The sequence below is a fragment of the Phormidesmis sp. 146-20 genome (assembly GCF_052939475.1).
Window position 1 is genome coordinate 36,867 of record NZ_JBJPHT010000046.1, and the last position, 20,382, is coordinate 57,248.

25 protein-coding genes are annotated in these 20,382 nt (G+C 47.7%); 19 read left to right on the top strand and 6 right to left on the bottom strand.

Going from position 1 to position 20,382, the window contains the following annotated elements:
* Positions 1 to 74: 74 nt before the first annotated feature.
* Positions 75 to 446, bottom strand: coding sequence for a hypothetical protein (locus ACKFKH_RS26050; protein ID WP_446861257.1), 372 nt, complete (start codon positions 444 to 446; stop codon positions 75 to 77).
* A gap of 949 nt (positions 447 to 1,395) precedes the next feature.
* On the opposite strand from ACKFKH_RS26050, the gene ACKFKH_RS26055 reads away from it, so the two are divergent.
* From ACKFKH_RS26055 to ACKFKH_RS26085, 7 genes are all read left to right on the top strand, one after another.
* Entirely contained in the window at positions 1,396 to 1,974 is a 579-nt protein-coding gene (locus tag ACKFKH_RS26055) for a TFIIB-type zinc ribbon-containing protein (RefSeq protein WP_446861258.1), read from the top strand.
* Between the two features lie 51 nt (positions 1,975 to 2,025).
* On the top strand, positions 2,026 to 2,424 hold the full coding sequence (locus tag ACKFKH_RS26060) for a hypothetical protein (protein WP_446861259.1): 399 nt from the start codon (positions 2,026 to 2,028) through the stop codon (positions 2,422 to 2,424).
* Positions 2,425 to 2,614: 190 nt separating this feature from the next.
* Positions 2,615 to 2,743: a hypothetical protein gene (locus tag ACKFKH_RS26065; RefSeq protein ID WP_446861260.1), complete on the top strand. Its 129-nt coding sequence runs from the start codon at positions 2,615 to 2,617 to the stop codon at positions 2,741 to 2,743.
* A gap of 255 nt (positions 2,744 to 2,998) precedes the next feature.
* Positions 2,999 to 3,937, top strand: a complete 939-nt coding sequence (locus ACKFKH_RS26070; protein ID WP_446861261.1) for a hypothetical protein — start codon at positions 2,999 to 3,001, stop codon at positions 3,935 to 3,937.
* 71 nt (positions 3,938 to 4,008) lie between these two features.
* Complete coding sequence (locus ACKFKH_RS26075; protein WP_446861262.1) at positions 4,009 to 4,284, top strand: hypothetical protein; 276 nt, start codon at positions 4,009 to 4,011, stop codon at positions 4,282 to 4,284.
* Positions 4,281 to 4,649 (top strand): clan AA aspartic protease, encoded by a 369-nt coding sequence (locus ACKFKH_RS26080; protein ID WP_446861263.1) that lies wholly within the window; start codon positions 4,281 to 4,283, stop codon positions 4,647 to 4,649. Before ACKFKH_RS26075 ends, ACKFKH_RS26080 begins: the two co-directional genes overlap by 4 nt.
* Positions 4,650 to 4,927: 278 nt before the next feature.
* The gene (locus ACKFKH_RS26085) at positions 4,928 to 5,053 is read left to right on the top strand and encodes a hypothetical protein (protein ID WP_446861264.1); all 126 of its coding nucleotides are present in this window, start codon (positions 4,928 to 4,930) and stop codon (positions 5,051 to 5,053) included.
* Here the strand turns inward: ACKFKH_RS26085 and ACKFKH_RS26090 are convergent.
* On the bottom strand, positions 5,019 to 7,241 hold the full coding sequence (locus ACKFKH_RS26090) for an EAL domain-containing protein (protein ID WP_446861265.1): 2,223 nt from the start codon (positions 7,239 to 7,241) through the stop codon (positions 5,019 to 5,021). The two genes, ACKFKH_RS26085 and ACKFKH_RS26090, sit on opposite strands and share 35 nt — an antisense overlap.
* Before the next feature lie 220 nt (positions 7,242 to 7,461).
* Positions 7,462 to 8,664 (bottom strand): argininosuccinate synthase, encoded by a 1,203-nt coding sequence (locus ACKFKH_RS26095; protein ID WP_446861266.1) that lies wholly within the window; start codon positions 8,662 to 8,664, stop codon positions 7,462 to 7,464.
* A gap of 253 nt (positions 8,665 to 8,917) precedes the next feature.
* Here ACKFKH_RS26095 and ACKFKH_RS26100 point away from each other — a divergent pair, with 253 nt between their 5' ends.
* From ACKFKH_RS26100 to ACKFKH_RS26120, 5 genes are all read left to right on the top strand, one after another.
* Positions 8,918 to 9,865: a glycosyltransferase family 2 protein gene (locus tag ACKFKH_RS26100; RefSeq protein WP_446861267.1), complete on the top strand. Its 948-nt coding sequence runs from the start codon at positions 8,918 to 8,920 to the stop codon at positions 9,863 to 9,865.
* A gap of 78 nt (positions 9,866 to 9,943) precedes the next feature.
* Entirely contained in the window at positions 9,944 to 10,162 is a 219-nt protein-coding gene (locus tag ACKFKH_RS26105; RefSeq protein WP_446861268.1) for a type II toxin-antitoxin system HicB family antitoxin, read from the top strand.
* A gap of 75 nt (positions 10,163 to 10,237) precedes the next feature.
* Complete coding sequence (locus tag ACKFKH_RS26110) at positions 10,238 to 10,684, top strand: hypothetical protein (RefSeq protein ID WP_446861269.1); 447 nt, start codon at positions 10,238 to 10,240, stop codon at positions 10,682 to 10,684.
* A gap of 48 nt (positions 10,685 to 10,732) precedes the next feature.
* A complete protein-coding gene (locus ACKFKH_RS26115) occupies positions 10,733 to 10,999 on the top strand; it encodes a Ycf66 family protein (RefSeq protein WP_446861270.1) in 267 nt (88 codons plus the stop codon).
* A 3-nt stretch (positions 11,000 to 11,002) separates the two neighbouring features.
* Positions 11,003 to 11,254 (top strand): Ycf66 family protein, encoded by a 252-nt coding sequence (locus tag ACKFKH_RS26120; protein WP_446861271.1) that lies wholly within the window; start codon positions 11,003 to 11,005, stop codon positions 11,252 to 11,254.
* A 196-nt stretch (positions 11,255 to 11,450) separates the two neighbouring features.
* Here the strand turns inward: ACKFKH_RS26120 and ada are convergent, their stop codons facing one another.
* Positions 11,451 to 12,521 carry a bifunctional DNA-binding transcriptional regulator/O6-methylguanine-DNA methyltransferase Ada gene (gene ada, locus ACKFKH_RS26125; protein WP_446861272.1) on the bottom strand — a complete coding sequence of 357 codons (1,071 nt, stop codon included), beginning with the start codon at positions 12,519 to 12,521 and terminating at the stop codon, positions 11,451 to 11,453.
* 169 nt (positions 12,522 to 12,690) lie between these two features.
* On the opposite strand from ada, the gene ACKFKH_RS26130 reads away from it, so the two are divergent.
* From ACKFKH_RS26130 to tsf, 3 genes are all read left to right on the top strand, one after another.
* Positions 12,691 to 13,257 (top strand): Uma2 family endonuclease, encoded by a 567-nt coding sequence (locus ACKFKH_RS26130; RefSeq protein WP_446861273.1) that lies wholly within the window; start codon positions 12,691 to 12,693, stop codon positions 13,255 to 13,257.
* Positions 13,258 to 13,512: 255 nt separating this feature from the next.
* Complete coding sequence (gene rpsB / locus ACKFKH_RS26135) at positions 13,513 to 14,298, top strand: 30S ribosomal protein S2 (RefSeq protein ID WP_446861274.1); 786 nt, start codon at positions 13,513 to 13,515, stop codon at positions 14,296 to 14,298.
* A gap of 125 nt (positions 14,299 to 14,423) precedes the next feature.
* Positions 14,424 to 15,080, top strand: a complete 657-nt coding sequence (tsf, locus tag ACKFKH_RS26140; RefSeq protein WP_446861275.1) for a translation elongation factor Ts — start codon at positions 14,424 to 14,426, stop codon at positions 15,078 to 15,080.
* 188 nt (positions 15,081 to 15,268) lie between these two features.
* Here the strand turns inward: tsf and ACKFKH_RS26145 are convergent, their stop codons facing one another.
* The gene (locus tag ACKFKH_RS26145) at positions 15,269 to 16,561 is read right to left on the bottom strand and encodes an O-antigen ligase family protein (RefSeq protein WP_446861276.1); all 1,293 of its coding nucleotides are present in this window, start codon (positions 16,559 to 16,561) and stop codon (positions 15,269 to 15,271) included.
* Positions 16,558 to 17,400, bottom strand: a complete 843-nt coding sequence (locus tag ACKFKH_RS26150) for a YaaW family protein (protein ID WP_446861277.1) — start codon at positions 17,398 to 17,400, stop codon at positions 16,558 to 16,560. Before ACKFKH_RS26150 ends, ACKFKH_RS26145 begins: the two co-directional genes overlap by 4 nt.
* A gap of 176 nt (positions 17,401 to 17,576) precedes the next feature.
* Between ACKFKH_RS26150 and ACKFKH_RS26155 the strand changes: the two genes are divergently transcribed.
* The 4 genes from ACKFKH_RS26155 to ACKFKH_RS26170 all read left to right on the top strand — a co-directional run bounded on the left by ACKFKH_RS26155 (position 17,577) and on the right by ACKFKH_RS26170 (position 20,326).
* Positions 17,577 to 18,656, top strand: a complete 1,080-nt coding sequence (locus tag ACKFKH_RS26155) for an NAD(P)/FAD-dependent oxidoreductase (protein WP_446861278.1) — start codon at positions 17,577 to 17,579, stop codon at positions 18,654 to 18,656.
* Between the two features lie 164 nt (positions 18,657 to 18,820).
* A complete protein-coding gene (locus ACKFKH_RS26160; RefSeq protein WP_446861279.1) occupies positions 18,821 to 19,414 on the top strand; it encodes a Uma2 family endonuclease in 594 nt (197 codons plus the stop codon).
* Positions 19,411 to 19,617, top strand: a complete 207-nt coding sequence (locus ACKFKH_RS26165; RefSeq protein ID WP_446861280.1) for a type II toxin-antitoxin system HicB family antitoxin — start codon at positions 19,411 to 19,413, stop codon at positions 19,615 to 19,617. The genes ACKFKH_RS26160 and ACKFKH_RS26165 overlap by 4 nt, the downstream gene beginning before the upstream one ends.
* Positions 19,618 to 19,825: 208 nt before the next feature.
* Positions 19,826 to 20,326: a hypothetical protein gene (locus ACKFKH_RS26170; RefSeq protein WP_446861281.1), complete on the top strand. Its 501-nt coding sequence runs from the start codon at positions 19,826 to 19,828 to the stop codon at positions 20,324 to 20,326.
* Positions 20,327 to 20,382: the final 56 nt, after the last annotated feature.

The window sequence follows — 20,382 nt, forward strand, 5'->3', positions numbered from 1 at the left end:
TTCTGAGTTTCAGAGATTCAGAAAAGGGAGTCCCAAAGCACGATCGATGCAGTGCGATCGAACTCCCAAATCTTCTACAGTTGAATCGTCTTTTTGTCGTGCAATTCCTCCAAGTGAATTAATGAACTATCGCCAATGACCATGTTGAACTTCATTAACGATCGCTGCACTTGATAACCCGACAACACTCGAATGATTTGATATTCAGTCGTTAAATCACTACTGCCATCCCACTTGAGTATTGCCAGTTTCGTTGATGCCACTTCACTCAGTTGGTCAATAAACTCGTCCATTGAATCGATGACATCTGAGAGAATGCCAGACGGCATAAAGATAAACCGCTCTTGCAAATCCAATGTCACCATCACTCGATAGCGTCTAACCGATGAGCAGTGCAACTCAAAGCCAAACGAAACCGAGTCAGGAAGATATCTCCTAACGGCCATAGTGTTTTGTCCTCTCTGTTTAGTGCAAAGAGGATGGGAACGCTGACGGCTCAAACGTTCCCCAGAGGTGTGAAGGGTATGCAGGATCTTGATTCCAACCTTTCAAGATCCCATCGCAAAGCAGACGTAGTACAATCATGAACGCCTCCAAAGTTAGTGCAATTAACTTAGGTGGAAGTCCTCGGAGATTTGATTTCCTAGATCAGATTTCCGGGGCGTGATCTCCACCTGCGGAACATCTTACACAGATTTTTGATTTTTTGGAATAGCCAATTTTTTGGAGAAACGTTAATCAGGCATTTGGGGATCGACTCGTTCCTTGTACCTTCCGTTTTAGTCAAGACACAGAGCGCCTAGTTTTGAGTAGAGGCAGAAACTTGCTCCGAGAGTGCCAGATGACTAAGAAGAGCTTCAATGTCTATAATGTTTCAGACGAGTGGCATCGCGAACTTGATCGAGCAGTTTTTTGGGACGCGGTTCCATAGATCAGATTGCTGAGAGGTAAGTAGTATTAATGTACTAAATACTACAACGTGATACTCCGTACTGACTATAAAGATTTCCTAAAGCAACAGGATTATTTTCTCAATCCAGAGATATTATTTTGGGGCAAGCGTAATTCTGCTTAACTTCCCAATTTGGGGTGTTATACAGAATCTTGTCTGCCCTAATCTCAGATTTGAGGAGTTATCCGAAAGTTTTTCAGCCTAATCGCCCCTTTGAGAGGGTTAGCCAGACAATTTTCAGCCTAATCACCCGAATCAGGGAAGTTAGATAGACGAGATCAGTCTAAACATAAGTTATACGGCTTAATCCTCGGTGGAGACGCTACCTGGATCTACTTTGTTGGTATATGAAGACAATCTAAGCGTAAGCTCTCCGGATTAGCAAGAAACTTGGTGAGAAGTATTACATCAACTCTTCGTTAGAAGAATCAGGAGATAGTTGCATGAAATGCCCTGTTGATACGTCGGTGGACTTGAAGCCTCAAAACTATGAGGCTGATATCAAGATCGACTTCTGCCCTAAATGCAGAGGAGTTTGGTTAGATCAAGGAGAATTAGAGGCAATACAAGGGACTCTCGAAAAAGATTACTCAGAAGTCTTAGAAGAGCTTGATAGAGATAGGTTATCTCATGAAATTGGTGGAGCAGAGGTAGAAGAGGTTCCCACTGATTCTTTTTTGCTAACTGAAGCTGACCTACCTCAAGGTGTGTATCGTCACTGTCCTAAATGCAGTGGAAGCGTTATGGTTAGATCTTTTTACAAGACCGATAATGCAGTTGTAATAGATGTTTGTCCTACCTGCAACGGCATTTGGTTGGATGAAGGAGAATTACAAAAGCTAGAAGTTCTTTATCAAGAAAATCTCACTCGCTACGAAGAGGGCGTTCGGCTAGGAGTACCAGAGTCGGAGCTTGATGACTTTCAAGAAGGTATAGAAAAGCTCAAAGCTAATCGCTTAACAATGATCGCAATTTGGGGTGAGCTTCTGCTTAAACGCTTCAGAGATCAGGAGCATCGTTGAGAGAACAAAAACTTCTTTTACTTATACAAGACAGTACTTCATGGAGGATGTATGACTGCTAATCGGGCTAAGTCGGGTGGTGCAAGACGTAAATTGTTGGATGGGGTGAGCAATCTTATTCCCAACGAGGTTCAGGAAGAGGGCGCAATAGCTTTTTTCAATTGGCTATTTGGTGATGGAATTGATCTATTGAAGAACGCTGTTGATTCTAACAACCTTACAGAATCAGAACGTATTCAAGTCAAAGATTTGCTTGAAGAACACAGTATTCAGGTCGAGATTGCTAATTATACTCAAGAATCTACCCTGATTGAAGCCATTGGTAAGGACATCCAACATTACTTGAACAACCCAGAAATAGGTTTTCATGAAAAAGAATCATTGGTAGAGGGGTTAGATCACATTTTAGATAGCGTGGTTGGTAGAGCTACTTTTATTGGTGAAGGGTAGAGATTGTTGAAGTGTTCATCTCAAGCAGCGGGTCATAGCAAAGATGGAACATAGTGCAATGCCCACCGTATAACAATCGCGCTGCACCGGAACGTTTCAATATAGTTGGTTGAGTTGCAAAGGTTATCTACGTCCGGTGAGCGCGAACGTTAGCCCGCTCCTCGCGGGGGTGCGCTGAGGGCTTTGTGGCTTGCGTCGATCGCGTGTGTTCCAGAGTTCCACGTTCCATCGGCTCCGGTTTGAGTCTCGCGTTCTCTTGGCTCCGGTGCGATCGTCGGGTGTGGCGGCGCGACAAGGCTACTGGTTCATGGCGATTTAGCCGGCTAACACGTCGCTGCAACGGACTGTTGATAGATTTCTCGTCTACCGTTTCGGGTCAATTGACAGCCGTTGAGCTTCACGTTAGACCGCTAGATCATCTGTAAGATGGTGCTTCAAGTTTTTCTAAAGAGTGTATCATCTGGCTTTTCTCTGACCTTTTCCTGACTTTCTTCGGCTGACGGAGCAAGTGTACGGGAATTAGGATGAGTTTAGCTGCGTCCGTTTTCCTTTATGGTTGAGCCGAAATATACTAATGCTTGAAAAACTTCAATCCTGCGTTATCAATTTTTTGAACACAACTTCTAATCTTCCAGGTGATCGGTTACTCGCGCACCATCAAATAGCTTCCTCAGTTCACACGCTTTGCGGGATTGTTAGAGAGGCAGAGAATGCTGGATTTTCTCGATCTGACATTCTTGATGTTCTCAAACCAGCACGAGAATTACATGCTCAATCACCATTCATAAGTCGTCTTCAGACTTGGCCAAGAGGATATCCAGGAGATTTTGAGACGATTGAGTACATTTGTGAAAATGCCATTAGTGCCTGTCCAAAGACGGCAGGCTTTTATTTGGAGTATCAAGCACTTAACACTATAGCGGCTCAACAGCACCGTAATAAAATTCAATGGCAATCAGAATGTATTCAAGAAGTTGTGTTCTCAGAGCAAAAAGCTCATATTCTCTCTATAGCTTGCGGTAGTTCTAGAGACATCCGAGGAATTCATAAACTACTTGAGAAAACAGATGCGCTCTTCTTCCTCAACGACGCAGATTCAGACGCATTACAGTATTCACTTTGCCATTTAGAGAGTTTGCTCCCTAAAATCAAACTCATTCCAGGCGATGTGTTCAAATCAATCCGCAGTTTTCAGACGTACAAGCCTTTTCACCAAATTCTTGCAGGTGGTCTTTTTGACTACCTTACCGATCGTCAAATTGAGTGGTTGGTTCCAAAACTCATCGATTTACTACATGTGGGTGGATCTGTATGTTTCACAAATATTGCAAATGGCAATCCAGATAGAGTATGGATAGAATATTTAGCTAACTGGCACATCAATGAACGAGGTGAAGCTGACATTGAACGTTTAGTTCATAACTCATGCAATTCGGAAAAGATAGACTTGAGCGTTGAACGAGACTCTACAGGTCTTACTCTACTGGTGAAACTTAAAAAGGTTTCTAATTAAGCTGGAAGAGATCGCTACCTTGATCGCTCAGGGTAAAATGGAAAAGCAAAGTTACAACTGAGGGCGCTCCTATGGCAGTCCGCCAACGACGTTACAGCAAAGAAGAATTAGCCCGACGTGGGCAAGAACTCTATGAGACTGGCATTCGGCAGCAAGTCGAAGCCGGAAATGAGGGTAAAATTGTCGCGATCGACATCGAAACCGGGGATTTTGAGATCGATGAGGATATTGTGCCTGCAACTAACCGACTCTTTGAGCGCAATCCCGATGCTCAACCTTGGGTCATTCGGATCGGGCATCGTGCCGTTGATCATTTTGGGTCGCGGAGTCTGAAGAAAAATCCATGATGTACGGAGTTGTAAATTTGCGTCGTGAGGCAACGCTTCCTGTTGTCGTGGGCAATGCAAATCGACAGCAGCAATTAGTTGATACGGTGATTGATACAGGGTTTACTGGGTTTCTGTCTCTACCCGCTTCAATCATCGCTACTCTCGATTTACCTTGGAGCGCTTCCGATATCGTGACCTTGGGCGATGGCAGCGAAACTCTGTTCGATTTGTACACAGCAACCGTGATTTGGGCTGGGCAGTATCGAGAGATTTATGTGGCAGAAGCAGAAACAGAACCACTACTCGGAATGTCGTTACTCTACGGTTATCGATTACAGGTAGATACCATTGAGGGCGGTACTGTTAAGATTGAGGCGTTGTGATCCCATTGAGAAGTGATCGGTGAGGCGCGGTCTAACAAGGCAGTGGAGCGGACGGTAGAGAGTCTTTGCGCTTCGTTCCAGTTCTCTTGCCGCCGCTCACTTTCGCCGTTATGCCGCCAGCCCGAAGGTCAATCAACACGGCCTTTCAGAGTTGTCGTTCATCCGAATATCAACGCTTGTGAGAACGGGTTGGTGAATCGAAAGTCAAGGTGATTGATCACGATCGCGCAGACTTATCGGTGTTGGCTTTGGCAGAGATACTTCGTTGAGAGTGGGAGGTGGCAGGTCGCATAGGATTTGAATCCGTCCGCGATCGCACAGTTCTTCGTTTTTCGAGCGTTGGGCTGGCGAAGTTGGGGAGCGATCGCCTCAAAAATCTGCGGGTTCGATCGCTCGTCCGTTAGGCGGCAACACTTGAGCCAAATGCTTAAACGGGTGGTCAATATTCATCAGTTTCTCAGCGTCTTTGCGGCTCAGAGGTTTAGAAAACAAATAACCTTGAGCATATTCGCACTTGAGCGCCTTGAGTTGAGCGAGTTGTTTGGTCGTTTCTACACCTTCGGCCACCACATCCATGCCCAGATTCCAGGCCAGAGTGATGATCGTGCGAACCAGTTCTAGCTTTTCGCCATCGACATCGACACGGCTAATAAACGAGCGATCGACCTTGAGCAAATCCATTGGAAACCGATACAGATAGCCCAGCGATGAATAGCCCGTCCCAAAGTCATCGACCGAAAGCTGAATGCCCATCGCCTTGAGTTGTAGCAGCATATCCATCGCCGATTCGGTGTTTTCCATGATGGCGCTTTCGGTGATTTCTAGCTTGAGACTGTGAGCATCCAATCCAGTATCCGCAAGCAGTTGGCGAATTTGACTAATCAGACTGGGCTGAGAAAATTGGCGACTCGACAGATTGACGCTGATGCTCAGAGGCGGATCTTGAGGAAAGCGAGTTTGCCAGCGTTTCATTTGCTGACAGGCTTCTTTTAAAACCCACTGCCCCAGTGGAATAATCAACCCCGTCTCTTCGGCGATCGGTACAAACTTGATTGGTGAAACCATGCCCTGATCGGGATGCTGCCAGCGAACTAAAGCCTCAAAGCCGACGATTCTTCCGGTGGCCAGGGCGACGATCGGCTGATAATGCAGCAAAAATTCTTGACGCTCGACGGCCCGCCGCAAATCGTTTTCTAGTTGCAGCAGATTGACGACTCGCGTGTGCATGTCTGTGTCAAAAATTTCGTGACAGGCTTTACCAGAGGCCTTGGCTCGATACATCGCAATATCTGCCCCCCTCAGCAAATCTTCAGGACGCTCAAAAGCAGTCGTACTCATGGTGATGCCAATACTGGCCGACGTAAATACCTCATGCCCATTGAGATCAAAGGGAGTCGAGAGCGCCTGATGTACCTGTTCAGCAATTTTGGTAGCATCTTCGACATCTCGAATGCTTTCGAGCAAAATGGTGAATTCGTCACCGCCCAGACGAGAAACGGTATCTTGCTGACTCACACAGGCTTCGAGGCGACGAGCGATCGCGACCAACAACTGATCGCCAATCATGTGACCCAAACTATCGTTGATCACTTTGAAGCGATCGAGATCCAAAAACAAGACGGCAAACTGGAGATCGGGGTTTTGTTTGAGGCGATCGACCGTGTGAGACAGCCGCTCCATAAACAGCAGACGATTGGGCAACCCCGTTAACGAATCATGAAACGCATTGCGGCGCAGTTGTTCTTCGACTTGTTTGCGTTCGGTGACTTCGCGCATGACGGAGACAAAGTGAGTCACTTTACCTTGTTCGTCTCGAATCGGCACAGTATTGAGATCGACCCAAAACGGAGTCTCATCTTTGCGATGGAGAATCAATTCGGCTTTGACGGCCTCGTATTTGAGTAGGGCAGCCCGAATGCGATCAACCTCACTCTCAGCGGTGTCTATTCCCAGCAAAAGATGAGCCGACTTGCCAATCACTTCTGATGAGTTGTAGCCTGTCACTCGTAGAAACGCATCATTAATGTAGACGATTCGCAAACTGAGAGGGTCTTCGGTTGGTTCTGCCTGTGAGATCATAACTATCTCATTGGCATTCACGACGACTGATTCTAGCAATCGCAGATATTCTTCGAGCCATTTGCGTTCGGTGATATCTTTGACGGTGATTAGCGTTCCGGTGGGTTCTCCAGAATTGTTGCACAATAGAGTAGCGTTGACTTCTGCCCAAAATTTTCGACCGTCTTTGCGCTGAAGTTGTCCTTCCTTCCAGCCATAAAAGCGCTGTCGTCCTTGAGTGGCTTGCCCGGCGTGAAATTGGAGCCAACCTTCGATCGCTGAGAAAAATTGCCCAGACGGTTTGCCGATCATTTCTGCGATGGTGCAGCCGACGAGTTTGGCCATGCGCGAGTTGACGTGCAAAACGCAGTCTTGTAAATCGGTGATCACCACGCCATCATTCAGATTTTCTACGACCGTCCTCAGCAGCCAATCCGATTCTTTGAGCGTTTGCAGACTGGTGGCTACGGGGTAGGTGTCTGGGATTGGCTCTTTGTTTTCTGCGTCTAGATGCCGAGGAGTGAGTCTCGTCATGCCTGTCGTTTACCTTGCTTGCGTTACTAGTGACGACTTTTAGGAAGGGTCGTGATTTAAGGTTGCCCAAGGTGCGAGGAAAAAGTGGGAAGGGGGGAAGTTTTTGGAGAGAAAAAAGGAGAGAGAAGGAGGAGGGAGGAGGGAGGAGGGAGGAAGGAGGAGGGAGGAAAAAAAAGACGATCGTCACGATCGTCCCTTCTCATTCAATTCCTAATGGCTTTTATTTCCGCAGATTTTGTGACCAGACGCGGGTGGGCAAGCCCCAAACGTAGATGAAGCCTTCGGCGGCTTTGTGGTCAAATTTGTCGTCTGCGCCATAGGTTGCCAGATCGGGTGTGTAGAGAGAGTAGGTGGACTGCCGACCGACGATCGCCGCGTTCCCTTTCAAAAACTTCACTCTGACCGATCCGGTGACTCGCTCTTGAGTCTGCTGTACAAAGGCATCTAACGCACCCTTCAGCGGACTGTACCAGAGACCGTTGTAGATCATTTGCGAGTAGGTTTCCTCGATGCCTCGCTTGTAGTGGGTGACATCTGCGGTCAGGGTTAAGCTCTCCAAATCGCGGTGCGCCTGGATTAGAACCAACAACGCAGGGGCTTCGTAGATTTCGCGAGATTTGATGCCGACGAGACGGTTTTCGATCATGTCGATGCGGCCGACTCCGTGGTTGCCAGCGATCGTATTTAGTTGCGTAATCAACTCGATCGGACTCAGTGCCAAACCATTCAAACTCACCGGAAGTCCCCGTTCAAAGCCAATTTCTATATATTCAGGCTCGTTGGGCGTGTCGGCGATCGCTTTGGTCATCAAGTAGATTTCTTCAAGCGGCTCGTGGTAGGGGTCTTCGAGCGGGCCGGCTTCGATACTGCGTCCAAGTAGGTTGCGATCGATGCTGTAGGGCGATTTTTTCTTAACCGGAGATTCGATGCCGTAGCGTTCTCCGTAAGCGATCGTTTCTTCGCGGCTCATGCCCCATTCTCTAGCGGGGGCCAGCACTTTGAGATCGGGATTGAGGGCGGCGATCGAGACATCGAATCTCACTTGATCGTTGCCCTTTCCGGTGCATCCGTGGGCGACCGCATCGGCTCCATGTTCGGCGGCAGCGTCTACTAATAGTTTGGCGATTAAGGGCCGCGCCAGAGCGGTCGAAAGGGGATAGCGATTTTCGTACAGTGCATTCGCTTGGATTGACGGAAACGCATAATCTTTGACAAAACTTTGGGTCGCGTCTGCGATCAGAGACTGACTCGCTCCAGACTTCAATGCCTTCTCGCGAATTGGCTCTAGCTCATCTCCCTGACCCAAATCTGCCGCTAACGTGATGACCTCTTCAACTCCCCACTCTTGCTTAAGGTAAGGAATACAAACCGACGTATCAACCCCACCTGAATATGCCAGCACAACCTTTTTGGCGCGACCCATGAATTTACCCAAATTGTGTAGAACAACAAGTTTACAATTATGCAGCTTATCTTTCTTTCGGAATGTCCGGAGATGCACAGAAATCTGACGATCGCCGGATGTAGCCGTTTATTGCGTAGATAGTACCAGACTCAAGCAGACAACTCGGATCAAAAGTCTCTGTTTCAGCGTCCCGTCTTCAATCAGCCTTGAGAACTGTCAAAATTGAATGACATGAATCGGGGTGTGAAGCTGTCATTTTGAGGAAGAGCCTGTGTTTTTCAGCGTTGTGATTCCGACTTATAATCGCAAGCCAATTTTAGAGAAGTGTTTGAGGGCGCTCGAACGTCAGCAGTCCAGTGCTCAGTTCTCTGGGTATGAAGTGGTCGTCGTGGATGATGGCTCGACGGATGGCACGGTCGATTGGCTGACTTCTGAAGCGTTTCCTCACGTCAAGCTGTTTTGCCAGGATCACAAAGGCGCATCGGCGGCGAGAAATTTGGGAGTGGAGAAGGCGATCGGCGACACGATTATTTTTATCGACAGCGATTTAGTCGTCACGGACGTTTTTCTCAAATCCCATGCAGCAGCGTTAAGCGATGGTCAGAAAGAATTGGGCAATGCCTCTGGCACAGGTGAACCTGCTCGCCTTTTCACTTACGGACGAGTGATCAATACGGCTAATTTTGCCGATCCGACCTCTGAGCCGTTTAAGGTGACGGACTTTTCGGCGGCCTATTTTGCGACGGGGAATGTGGCGATCGCGCGTCACTGGCTAATTGAAGCAGGCTTATTTGACACAGGCTTTCAGCTTTACGGCTGGGAAGATTTGGAGTTAGGCGTTCGGCTCAAAAAGTTGGGCTTGAAGCTGATCAAATGTCCCGATGCGGTTGGTTATCATTGGCATCCCGCTTTTTCTTTGGAACAGATTCCCAAACTGATTGATATCGAAATTCAACGCGGCCGCATGGGCGTTTTGTTTTACCAAAAGCATCCCACCTGGAATGTACGAATGATGATTCAAATGACGTGGATTCATCGTTTGTTGTGGGGAGGATTGACGATCGGCGGTTTGCTCAATGAGCGCACAATGGCTCCTCTGCTGCGCTGGCTAATTGATCAAGGCAAACCCCAACTCGCTCTCGAAGTCGCCCGAATTTTTCTCAACTGGTACAACGTCAAAGGCGTTTACGCAGCTTATGCAGAAGCTCAACAACGGTAGAACTTCATGTTACGGTCAAAACAGAAGCAATTTACCTTAAACTGTTCACAATGAAATGCTCTGCAAGACTATACAATTGTGATTCGTCCAGATGATAACGGCACTTTTATCGCTTATGTACCTGCGATTCCGGGTTGCCATGCTTGGGGAGAAACGCCAGACGCAGCCCGTACCGAATTACACAACGTATTTGACATAATTGGGGAAGAGTACGAAGAAACTGGACGACCCCTTGCGGGTAACTCGAAGAGATCGCTCCCCAAAGACGTTGAATTGGTTGTCGCAGATGCCAGCTAAAGCCAGCGAATTAGCCAAAGTTGCTCGGAAGCTAGGATGTGAAAAAGTCCGGCAAAAGGGCATGGTTTGGCTGAAGTGGCGACCTCAGTAGCTCACTCTGGGGTAGAGGGCGATCGCATGACGGCTTTAAAGTGGGCAGAAGTTGCAGTTTCAGTCTACGAAAAGCTGGCTCAAACAACAGGTGTTCCTGACAACGAATCTTTTCTCAATTCAGCAATGGTGTTGAGGCTCGGAATGATTAGGCAGTTGGGTTCGGTTGTGGGACATCCAATTTTAGACATTCAGACTGTTGTGAATTGGGCACTCAATAATTTGTCTTATTTAGAAGTCAGAAAGCAAGCAGAAAGTTGGTCAGAGCATCAGAATGAGCGGGGCTATCTTCTCAATCACCTAAATGAAATTCGACAGCTTAGAAGAATCAAAACAAGACTGAATACACTGGCTTTCTTGTACGAAGGTCATATCGTGCAACCGACTCCAGAACTTTGTGCTTGGCTTGAATTGAGACGATCGCCACCATAAAATCGACATACTTCAGCAGAACCAGAAAAGCTAGGTTCCAAAATCAAAATGGTCAATTATCAGTTTAGTATTGTAGGTCTTCTGGGGTTGGTTTTGGTGCTTTTAGGGCTATTTTTGCCACTATCAGAGCTGATGGCTCATGGAAGTTCCAGGGTTGAAACATTACTTCAAGATCTTGTTCTTGCTCCATTCTATGTTCTAGCTGGTTTGGTTCTTGTTTTCTATGGTTGGCAATTTGATCCAATTATGCAGTTTGGTGAATTGCTTCTAGTCAGTTCAAATGTCTATTGGATTGTTCAAGATCATCGTTCATAAATTATGGTAAATTTTCAATTGAATTTTGCATCGTTGAGTGGACTGGCGTTAGTTTATTTGGGGCTGAAATTGTTACTCTTTGCTCAGTCTAGCCGTCCTGTGCGAGTTGCAGCGATCGTTCTTGCAGTCTTTCTTCTCATCAGTAGTGTTATTTTCGTTCTTTATGGCTGGCGATTCGATCCCATTATGCAAATAGGTCAAATTCTGATGACACTAACCTCAGCTTATTGGGTGCTTAAACAAACACGTCGTTAATAGACCTCCTGCATGAATAGAATTTTCGATGTCACCTGCCGCTTAGGTCTTGCTCCGTTTGGGTCGGCTTGTGCCCCCTAAATCCCCCATTCTGGGGGACTTTGAAACCGCAAGTCTTGGCTCAAAGTCCCTCACTTGTGGGGGATTTAGGGGGCGTTTCCGGATTCGCGCAGGAGGTCTAATCTCTTAGTAGCAGCTATTGAGAATTAGTCATATATTGTTTCTCCAAATCAAGTAATGCCTGTTTACGAGAAACGCCCCAGCGATAACCACCCAAGCCGCCCGTTTTGGGCACGACCCGATGACAAGGCACAAGAAGCGCGATCGGATTTCTTGCACAAGCACTGGCCACCGCTCGAATCGAAGTGGGTTGCCCGATCGCTATCGCTAAATCGCTGTAGGTGATGGTGGTTCCGATCGGAATCTGCCTCAAAGCTTGCCACACCCGTATTTGAAAAGCCGTTGCTCTCACATCACAGGGCAATTCTGGTAAGGGCAAAGAACCACTCAAATAACTGACGAACGTTTGAATCCACGCTTGCAGATCATCACTCGCTTTATACAAAGAAGCTTTTTGAAATTGCGCTTGTAGTTCATTCTCCAAATCTTCTATAGTTTCTCCAAGTTGGACACTGCACAAACCGCGATCGGTCATTGCAATCAGCAAAATTCCCAGAGGAGTGTCGGCCGTGGCGTAACGAATGGCTTCACCAAAACCGTGTTTTTTGTAAGTTGCGGGTGTCATGCCAAGTTGTGATCCTTTCTCATAAAGTCTGCTGCTAGAACCGTACCCTGCACTGTAGAGCGCGATCGCAATCTCTTCGCCTTGATGTAATTGTTGCTTCAAGCGTTCAACTCGGCGAGCGTCGCCATATTCAAACGGACTCACTCCAATCATTTGCTTAAACACTCGCTGAAAATGCGTCGGACTCATCTCAACCTGAGTGCCCAATTCTGTGAGCGTGGGAATGCGATCGTGCTGCGCTTCAATATAACGGCAGGCTGACAAGATCTTTTCTTGAATTGGAGCGATCGCTTGTTGAGGATGACAACGCTTACAAGGACGAAAGCCACTCGCCTCAGCAGCTTGGGGCGACTCAAAAAAGCAAACTTGACGGCGATCAGGGCGGCGACTCGGACAGGTGGGACGACAATAAATTTTGGTAGACCGAACCCCATAAAAAAGCCGATTGTCAAACTTGGGATCGCGATCGAGAACCGCTCGCCAGAGTGCTTCTTCAGAAAGTGATTGCATCAGTTGATTCACAGCTTCTACCTCTCAACGGGTTACGAGGGTTGTTTTTCTAATTGCTTGACTTCAAGATAAGAGGTTTGAGCCGGGGTTTTCTATCCGATCGTTGCGATCAAACTTTGGCCTACAAACTTTGGCCTACAATCTTTGACTTATAATCAAGGTGACGAGAGGCAGGCGTTCTATGCAGTCCACAACTAGCCATTCCATCCGCTGGACGACTTCTGATCTGACGATCTTTGAAGGCGATCGTGTCAATCGCTACGAAATTATTGATGGAGAACTATTTGTGACGAGAGCGCCCAACTGGAAACACCAAGAGGTTTGTATCAATGCTGGAACCTTATTGAAACTCTGGTCGGACGAAAGTGGATTAGGGAGAGCCGCAGTTAACCCTGGTATCATTTTTTCAGAGACAGATAATGTAATTCCTGATGTGGTTTGGGCCAGCCACGATCGCCTAGAACGATTGCTAGACGCAGCCGGACATCTCATCGCCGCACCAGAGCTTGTGATTGAGGTATTGTCCCCAGGCGCAACCAATGAAAGACGCGACAGAGAAGCCAAGCTGAAACTCTACTCAGTCCAAGGAGTCTATGAGTATTGGATTGTAAGCTGGCAAGAACAAACCGTTGAAGTGTATCGACGTGAAAATGCTGCCCTCAAACTGGTCGCGACTTTGTATCAGAACGATCGCCTGAGTAGTCCCAATCTTCCGGGCTTTAGCTGTCTGGTCAGCCAGTTCTTTTAAAGTTGGAGTTTTAGACGCGCGATCGAGACGCAATCTTCCCCTTCAACTCCACAGAACCAAAGTCAGATAAGTGCCCAAAGTGCTATCCTAGATAAGTTCTTTCAACCCGCACATTCAGAATTTCGGGTGGTTTGGCCGCAGGAATGGACACTGAGAACCAAAAAATTTATTCCAAATTCTTTGACTCCTCACGCCTCACGCCTCACGCCTCACTGCTTCTGAATGGAGGATTAACCCGAATCAGGAGTTAAATAAATGCCAGTTGTTTCGTTGGCTCAAATGCTTGAGTCTGGAGTTCACTTTGGGCACCAAACCCGAAGATGGAATCCCAAAATGGACCCGTACATCTACACCTCGCGCAACGGGGTACACATCATTGACTTGGTGCAAACCGCCCAGTTGATGGATGAAGCCTACAACTATGTCCGCAACGCTTCTGAGCAAGGCAAAAAATTCTTGTTTATTGGCACCAAGCGCCAAGCCGCTGGAATCATCGCCCAAGAAGCCTCTCGCTGTGGCGCATACTACGTCAACCAGCGCTGGCTCGGCGGCATGTTGACCAACTGGACGACGATCAAAACCCGCGTCGATCGCCTCAAAGACCTTGAGCGTCGTGAAGAAACAGGCGGGTTGGATCTGTTGCCCAAAAAAGAAGCTGCTGTTTTGCGTCGTGAGCTTGAAAAACTTCAAAAATATCTGGGTGGCATCAAACAGATGCGAAAAGTGCCCGATATCGTGTTGATTGTCGATCAGCGTCGCGAATATAACGCCGTTCAGGAATGCACCAAGCTGAGTATTCCGATCGTCTCTCTACTCGATACCAATTGCGATCCCGACGTGGTGGATATTCCCATTCCGGCCAACGATGACGCGATTCGATCCATTAAGCTAATTGTAGGTCGGTTAGCCGATGCTATCTATGAAGGCCGTCACGGTCAGCTAGAAACAGAGGACGAATACGACTACGACGGTGCAGAAGACGAGTACGAATACGACGAAGAAGCGGAATTCGTTCCCGAAGAGACAGAAAGCGCAGAATAGGTTTTGAGTAGTGATTTTTGGGTTATGGGTTTTGATAACTCGTAACTCAAAATTCATGAGTAGGCGCAACGCCGAACCTCCTAGCTCAAAACTCAAAACTCAATCAACCCTATTAGGAAAAGGCCATGGCGGACATTTCGGCAAAACAGGTCGGTGAACTCCGACAAAAAACGGGCGCAGGTCTGATGGACTGCAAAAAAGCGCTCAAAGAAAACGACGGTGATTTAGAAAAAGCTTCGGAGTGGCTGCGACAAAAGGGCATCACGTCTGCGACCAAAAAAGAAGGCAAGGTCGCGGCTGAGGGTCTGGTTGACAGCTACATTCACACGGGCGGACGCATTGGTGTCCTGGTAGAAGTCAACTGCCAAACGGATTTTGTGGCTCGAAATGAGGCGTTTCAGCAGTTGGTGAGAAACGTGGCGATGCAGGTGGCGGCTTGCCCCAATGTAGAATACGTCAAGGTTGCTGACATTCCCGCTGAGATCGTCGAAAAAGAGAAAGCGATCGAGATGGGCAAAGATGACCTGAGCGGCAAAAAAGAAGAACTCAAAGAGAAGATCGTTCAGGGTCGCATCGACAAGCGTCTCAAAGAGATGTGTCTGCTCGATCAGCCCTACATTCGCGATCAAAACATCACGGTTGATGAGTTGGTCAAGCAAAATGTGGCGCAACTGGGCGAAAACATTCAGGTACGTCGCTTTGTCCGCTTTGTGTTGGGCGAAGGCATTCAAAAAGAAGAGAGTGATTTTGCGGCAGAAGTGGCTGCTCAGATGGGCAAGTAGACCACTGACTTGAAATTTTGACTTAAAAGTTTGACAAATGGGGATGCGACTCAAATCGTGTCTCTATTTTTTTGCAAGCCTGCTTTTTGAGGTGTTGCTGATTGGAGGGATTGATCTGTGAAGGTTGTCAATTGTTTCGCCCCTAAATCCCCTATTCTGGGGGACTTTGATTCATACGGAGATGCGACTCAAATCGTGTCTCTATTTTTTCGTAAGCTTGCTTTTTGATAGATAATTCCGCAAATCGACGCTAATAGAACCCAGGCCATTGTATTAATTCGAGCGTCAAACAGCGTAATGTCAAACAGGCTAAACAGCGTGCAGGCGACGAAGGCCATGAGGAAGGTGAAAAAGATCAGGCGGTTTTCTCCCTGCCAATTTCTAAAGACGATCGCCCCCTGGGCCACGACCCAACCCACTAATCCATACAACATCAAGGCCGCGGGAAGCCCTGTTTCGGATGACATCATCAGAAACAAATTGTGGGGGTGCCCCAGCCAATACTGCGTTTTTGCTTCATAAAGCTGAGTGAAGTTTCGCAGGCCCCATCCTGTGATCGGACGCTGTTCGGTCAGTGACCAGGCAAAACTCCACTGCGTCGATCGCATCTGAGGAATCGGACGATCGCGAAACATTTGATCATTCAGTCTCGCCCAAAAAAACGCAGGCACAACGGCTCGAAACCCATCCTGAAACGGAGGTGGGGCAAAGGCGGCTCCTAAAATGATTCCGGCGATCGCGCCAACTCCTGCCACAATGCGTCGCCAACCTTGATACAACGCAAAGGCAAGACAGGACAGAAGCGCGATCGCCCAGGCATTTCGAGAGTTGGTCAAAATTAAGGCGACGGCATCCAGAAGCACGATCGCGCTCAAGAAATATTTTGGGTTTCGCTGCGTTTCCTCAATCCACAAGCCCAGACCCAACACAAACACAATGACGTGATAGCTGGCCAAAACTGTCGCGTAAGTAAACACAGAAGCCATTCGTCCGGGAGGATTGCCCGATGGGTTGATCGTCCATTCGATCAGTCCCCACAGCAGCGAAGGACGACCGCCCCAGTGTAAATAGAGTTGGGCGAAACCAATCAATGACACGGGCAGCGAAGGGATCACCAGAATCCAGGCAATTCGTCTAAGCTGACTAGGCGTTTGGATCAGGTTACTGAGTGCGGTGAAGACAAAAAAGAAGGGCAGAAAGTTGAATAGCCCCAGAAAAGCGTTGTATCGATTGAACGCAAAACAAGCGGTGATCAGTAACCAAAGAGCAAGCGTCAAAAACCCCCAATTCAGCGGCTGACGAATCAGAGTTTTGTACTCCTGCTGCCAAATCACCACTGACGGCACGAGCATCATCACCCCGCCTAAAAACGCGCTAAAGGGCAGCAGGATCAGTCCGAGTTGGACGATGTTCCAGTGCCGTTGCAGACTCAGGTTGGGGTGACGCTGGAGTTGCAGAAAGGCTCTCAGAGATTTGCTCAAATTGCCTCAAAACATTCAGAACGGGTGAGTCGAATCTGTGCCAGCGTAAAAATGATGGGAATCACACGACCGTAGTTGGTGGCGATCGCTCTCCATCCCAAATCTGCCAAAAACCAGCCCCAAAGCGCCGATCCTGCAAAGGCAAACACCGTTCTCACGGCTCCGTATCTCGCAGCACTGGCCGCCATGCCATACTTCGACATTTGAAGCGCGGCGTAATTTTGAAACTGAGTTGCTGCGGCCAATCCGCCTTGAGTCAGAGTCGCTTTCGCAGTTTCATGTCGAGCAAAATGCAGCGCAAATTGACTCGCCACTTGTTGAAGTAACATCGGACGGATCACAGAACTGATGGCGATCGCGCCTCCTCCTTTGAGCAACAGATTTAACGGATCGTTTTGCACCGGGAGCGGCAGCGTTTTTGCCAGATCAGATTGAGAAATAGATTGTTGAACTCGTTTCGTCAACGCCGCCTTTTCTGATTTGGGAAGCTGTTTCCAGGCGCGGTCTAACAAGCTGAGAAAAACTTCTGCCTCTAGATCAGTTGTAGACATCGACCCTGCATAAGGCAATTTCAAATAGCGGCAAACCTGGATCAACACTTGACGATAGCTCACCTGTCCCGTGCGTCCTCTCAAAACGGTCATGCCATCAGCGGCCAAAAATCGAAATCGTTCGTCGATCGCATCCAGCCAGTCTTCTCGGTCTTGACTTTGCACCTCGATTGGGTCAGGCGTGCTGACATAATCCAGCGGATTAAACTTGGGACGAAACAAAATCTCGGTCAAGTCTCGTAACTCATCTTCGGTTGCTAACTCCAATGCCGCTCTCAGTTCGTCCACTCTCAGACTCCTCCGGTGCAAAGTTTGGGCAGTCAGTCATATTCTACTAAAGGGAGGGGATAAGGGAGAACTTCGATGATCTGTTCCCCCTTGGGGGTAATCCGCTTCGCGAGGACGGATGACGGATGAAGGATGAATTTCTCGTAATATAAAAACACATTTCTCGGTGTGATGGGATGACTCATTTTGAGATTGCGATCGTCGGTGCGGGAATGGCGGGGTTGACCTGTTCCCAACAACTACATCAGGCGGGCTACAACGTCGTGGTGGTTGAGAAGTCTCGTGGGCTGGGCGGCAGGCTAGCTACTCGTCGATTAGAGGGCACTCACGCCGATCATGGAGTCTGTTATCTCAAGCCAAAAGACGATCGCTTTCAATCCCTGGTCAAAACGCTGGTCGATCGCGCCATTCTCCAACCCTGGACAGACACGATTCACGAATTGGATGCCAATGGACAGGTACAAGAACCGAGAGAACGACCCCTTGCGGGTAACTCGAAGAGATCGCCCCGTTATGCTTCACCAATGGGATTTAGCGCGATCGCTAAATTTCTAGCAACGGGGTTGGCTCTCATCCAAAATCAGCGCGTTGCAAAAATTGAACTTATTGGTCAAAAGTGGCACCTGCAATTTGAGAACAATTCAGTCATTACTGCCGATGCAGTGATCGTGGCGATTCCGGCTCCTCAAGCGCTGATCATTCTAGAATCCATCCCAGATTCAGACTTTTTGCAGACGTTGAAATCGGTGCAGTATTCGGCTTGTATTGCGGCGATTGCAACCTACCCATCCCACATCGAAACGGATTTGCTGGACTGGAAAGCGATCGTCTGTCCCCATGATTCTGATCTGGGTTGGATTGCGATCGACAGCACCAAACAAAATTCTGCCTCTCAGCCTGTGTTCGTCATCCAAAGTAATGCAGCATTTGCAAACCATCACCTCGACACCACTGACTTACAACCTATTGGACAACACCTGCTCAACAAAGCCGCTCAAGTTCTGCCTTGGCTGGCGACTCCCAAAGTCTTACAAGTTCATCGCTGGCGGTATGCCTTTCCGACTCAACCTTTAACGGAAAAATATTTAACTGCAAATACAGAATTACCGTTAATTTGTACAGGCGATTGGTGTGGCGGGAACCGGGTCGAAAGTGCTTTTCTGTCAGGACTAGCAACAGCAGAACAAATGAATTTGAGCTTGCAAAAGCGAGATTTGAATGAAGAGTTTTGGAGAGCGATGTCACCTAAGATTTAGGTATCAATTGCAGCATTATTTCGCCCCAAAGCGTAATGGTAGTTTCAACTCCTGGCTAGAATTGTTGAATCCACTGCCAAAATTACCCACCGAAAAGCGGGTGAAACCGACTAACGCGAGGGTGAGCAAATAAAAAGGCGATTAGTGCTAAAGGCGAACACACCATGACGCAAGCCAAGCCACGATTCAAAACGTTTGAGCAATATGCAGCACTACACCCTTCAGAGCTGCCAGAGGGTAACTATGAGTTGGTCAATGGAGAATTAGTCGAGTTGCCTCCTGAAAGTGATCTCAATGTCATGATTGCAGGATTTCTGTTCTCCGCACTGCTGCAATTTGTGCCGCACTATCTCATTCGTCGAGGCACTGAGGTTTTTGTAAACAGTCGCAGTGTGAGCAGTCGCTATCCCGATTTGATGGTACTGAGTGAAACAGGACAAATTGCACTAGAAGGAGCGAAACGATCGTCCGTCACGATCGACATGCCCACCCCGCCCTTGGTGATAGAAGTCGTCTCACCGGGAGCACCAGGCAGCGACAATTACAACCGCGACTATGTTGAGAAGCCAAAGGAGTATGCAGCAAGGGGCATTCCTGAGTTTTGGCAGATTGATCCAGAGAGAGCAGTGGTGACAGTCCTCACGCTCAAAAATGAAGCTTATCAGTCGAGGGAGTTTCGAGGCAGCGACCCTATCGTTTCTTCCACCTTTCCAGCATTGAGCTTGACGGCTGACCAGATTTTAAGGGCATGTCGATGAGCAAAACATTTACCGCGTTTCCTTCTGAGTTGCGCTTTGCGTTAATCGTTGAGCGAGATCTAGACACAAGCCTCTACGTTGGCTATGTTCCTGGCTTCCCTGGAGCGCATTCTCAAGGCGAGACCTTGGACGAGTTACACGCAAACTTGCAGGAAGTGATTGAGATGCTGCTCGAAGATGAGCAGGTTGCAATTGTTGGCTAAAGAGTTTTGGAGGAGCGATCGCTTCCTAAAATTGCAGGCAATGTGAAGTAGAAAAGTCAGCCACTCTGAGTAATGAGAGATGTACGCTGCATAATCAATCATACTGTTAGACATCAATCCTTCTGTAGAGTCTACTATAGAGTCCACGTTGAGCTGCTGTTAGGCAATCTCCAGTGAGTTTTCGTTTAACTTAATTAGCAAGTGGAGAATGTATAAAAGCGTGAGAAAAAGTCAGGTTTCGTCGAAGGATATTGTTGGAAATGCTAGGAAGTTTGAGTCATATCGTGAGGCATGGTCACGTATTAAATTAGCTCAAGAGAGTCATTTCTTCTTGGAAGCTATCACAATTCAAGAAAGCATCATCTCTGATCGTCTCGTCAGCTTCTTGTCTCGTCCAACCGCGTCAAAGCCTTTCCCTCAAATAAAGAATGGGCGATTTCCTTCGTTGCATCAGCTTATTCAGCACTGGCGTTCAGAGTTTCCAGATGCAATTCAGTCGGGGTCATATTTGGATCTAATTGATGCAGTCAATCAATGGCGACTTACCAGAAACGAAGCAATTCATGCAATTGTCAAGTCTGAACCTGGTGAACCAACTCAACCTGTTGATTTATTCTTGCAGAAAGCTAAAGAGGCGGCTGAAGAAGGAGAAAGTCTCACGAAAGAGGTGTGCAAATGGTGTAAAAGAGAAAAAAATAGAAAACCTTAGTCTAAGTAGTTAGGTGCAATTAAATATAAAACGCTCCAGTTCATACTCACCCGCTT

Coding starts and splice junctions, on each gene's coding strand:
- ACKFKH_RS26130 (WP_446861273.1), top strand. CDS start 12,691: ATGCAGTCCACAACTAGCCATTCCATCCGCTGGACGACTTCTGATCTG.
- ACKFKH_RS26170 (WP_446861281.1), top strand. CDS start 19,826: ATGTATAAAAGCGTGAGAAAAAGTCAGGTTTCGTCGAAGGATATTGTT.
- ACKFKH_RS26050 (WP_446861257.1), bottom strand. CDS start 446: ATGGCCGTTAGGAGATATCTTCCTGACTCGGTTTCGTTTGGCTTTGAG.
- tsf (WP_446861275.1), top strand. CDS start 14,424: ATGGCGGACATTTCGGCAAAACAGGTCGGTGAACTCCGACAAAAAACG.
- ACKFKH_RS26095 (WP_446861266.1), bottom strand. CDS start 8,664: ATGGGTCGCGCCAAAAAGGTTGTGCTGGCATATTCAGGTGGGGTTGAT.
- ACKFKH_RS26155 (WP_446861278.1), top strand. CDS start 17,577: ATGACTCATTTTGAGATTGCGATCGTCGGTGCGGGAATGGCGGGGTTG.
- ACKFKH_RS26165 (WP_446861280.1), top strand. CDS start 19,411: ATGAGCAAAACATTTACCGCGTTTCCTTCTGAGTTGCGCTTTGCGTTA.
- ACKFKH_RS26070 (WP_446861261.1), top strand. CDS start 2,999: ATGCTTGAAAAACTTCAATCCTGCGTTATCAATTTTTTGAACACAACT.
- rpsB (WP_446861274.1), top strand. CDS start 13,513: ATGCCAGTTGTTTCGTTGGCTCAAATGCTTGAGTCTGGAGTTCACTTT.
- ACKFKH_RS26075 (WP_446861262.1), top strand. CDS start 4,009: ATGGCAGTCCGCCAACGACGTTACAGCAAAGAAGAATTAGCCCGACGT.
- ACKFKH_RS26060 (WP_446861259.1), top strand. CDS start 2,026: ATGACTGCTAATCGGGCTAAGTCGGGTGGTGCAAGACGTAAATTGTTG.
- ACKFKH_RS26080 (WP_446861263.1), top strand. CDS start 4,281: ATGATGTACGGAGTTGTAAATTTGCGTCGTGAGGCAACGCTTCCTGTT.
- ACKFKH_RS26115 (WP_446861270.1), top strand. CDS start 10,733: ATGGTCAATTATCAGTTTAGTATTGTAGGTCTTCTGGGGTTGGTTTTG.
- ACKFKH_RS26160 (WP_446861279.1), top strand. CDS start 18,821: ATGACGCAAGCCAAGCCACGATTCAAAACGTTTGAGCAATATGCAGCA.
- ACKFKH_RS26090 (WP_446861265.1), bottom strand. CDS start 7,241: ATGACGAGACTCACTCCTCGGCATCTAGACGCAGAAAACAAAGAGCCA.
- ACKFKH_RS26055 (WP_446861258.1), top strand. CDS start 1,396: ATGAAATGCCCTGTTGATACGTCGGTGGACTTGAAGCCTCAAAACTAT.
- ACKFKH_RS26120 (WP_446861271.1), top strand. CDS start 11,003: ATGGTAAATTTTCAATTGAATTTTGCATCGTTGAGTGGACTGGCGTTA.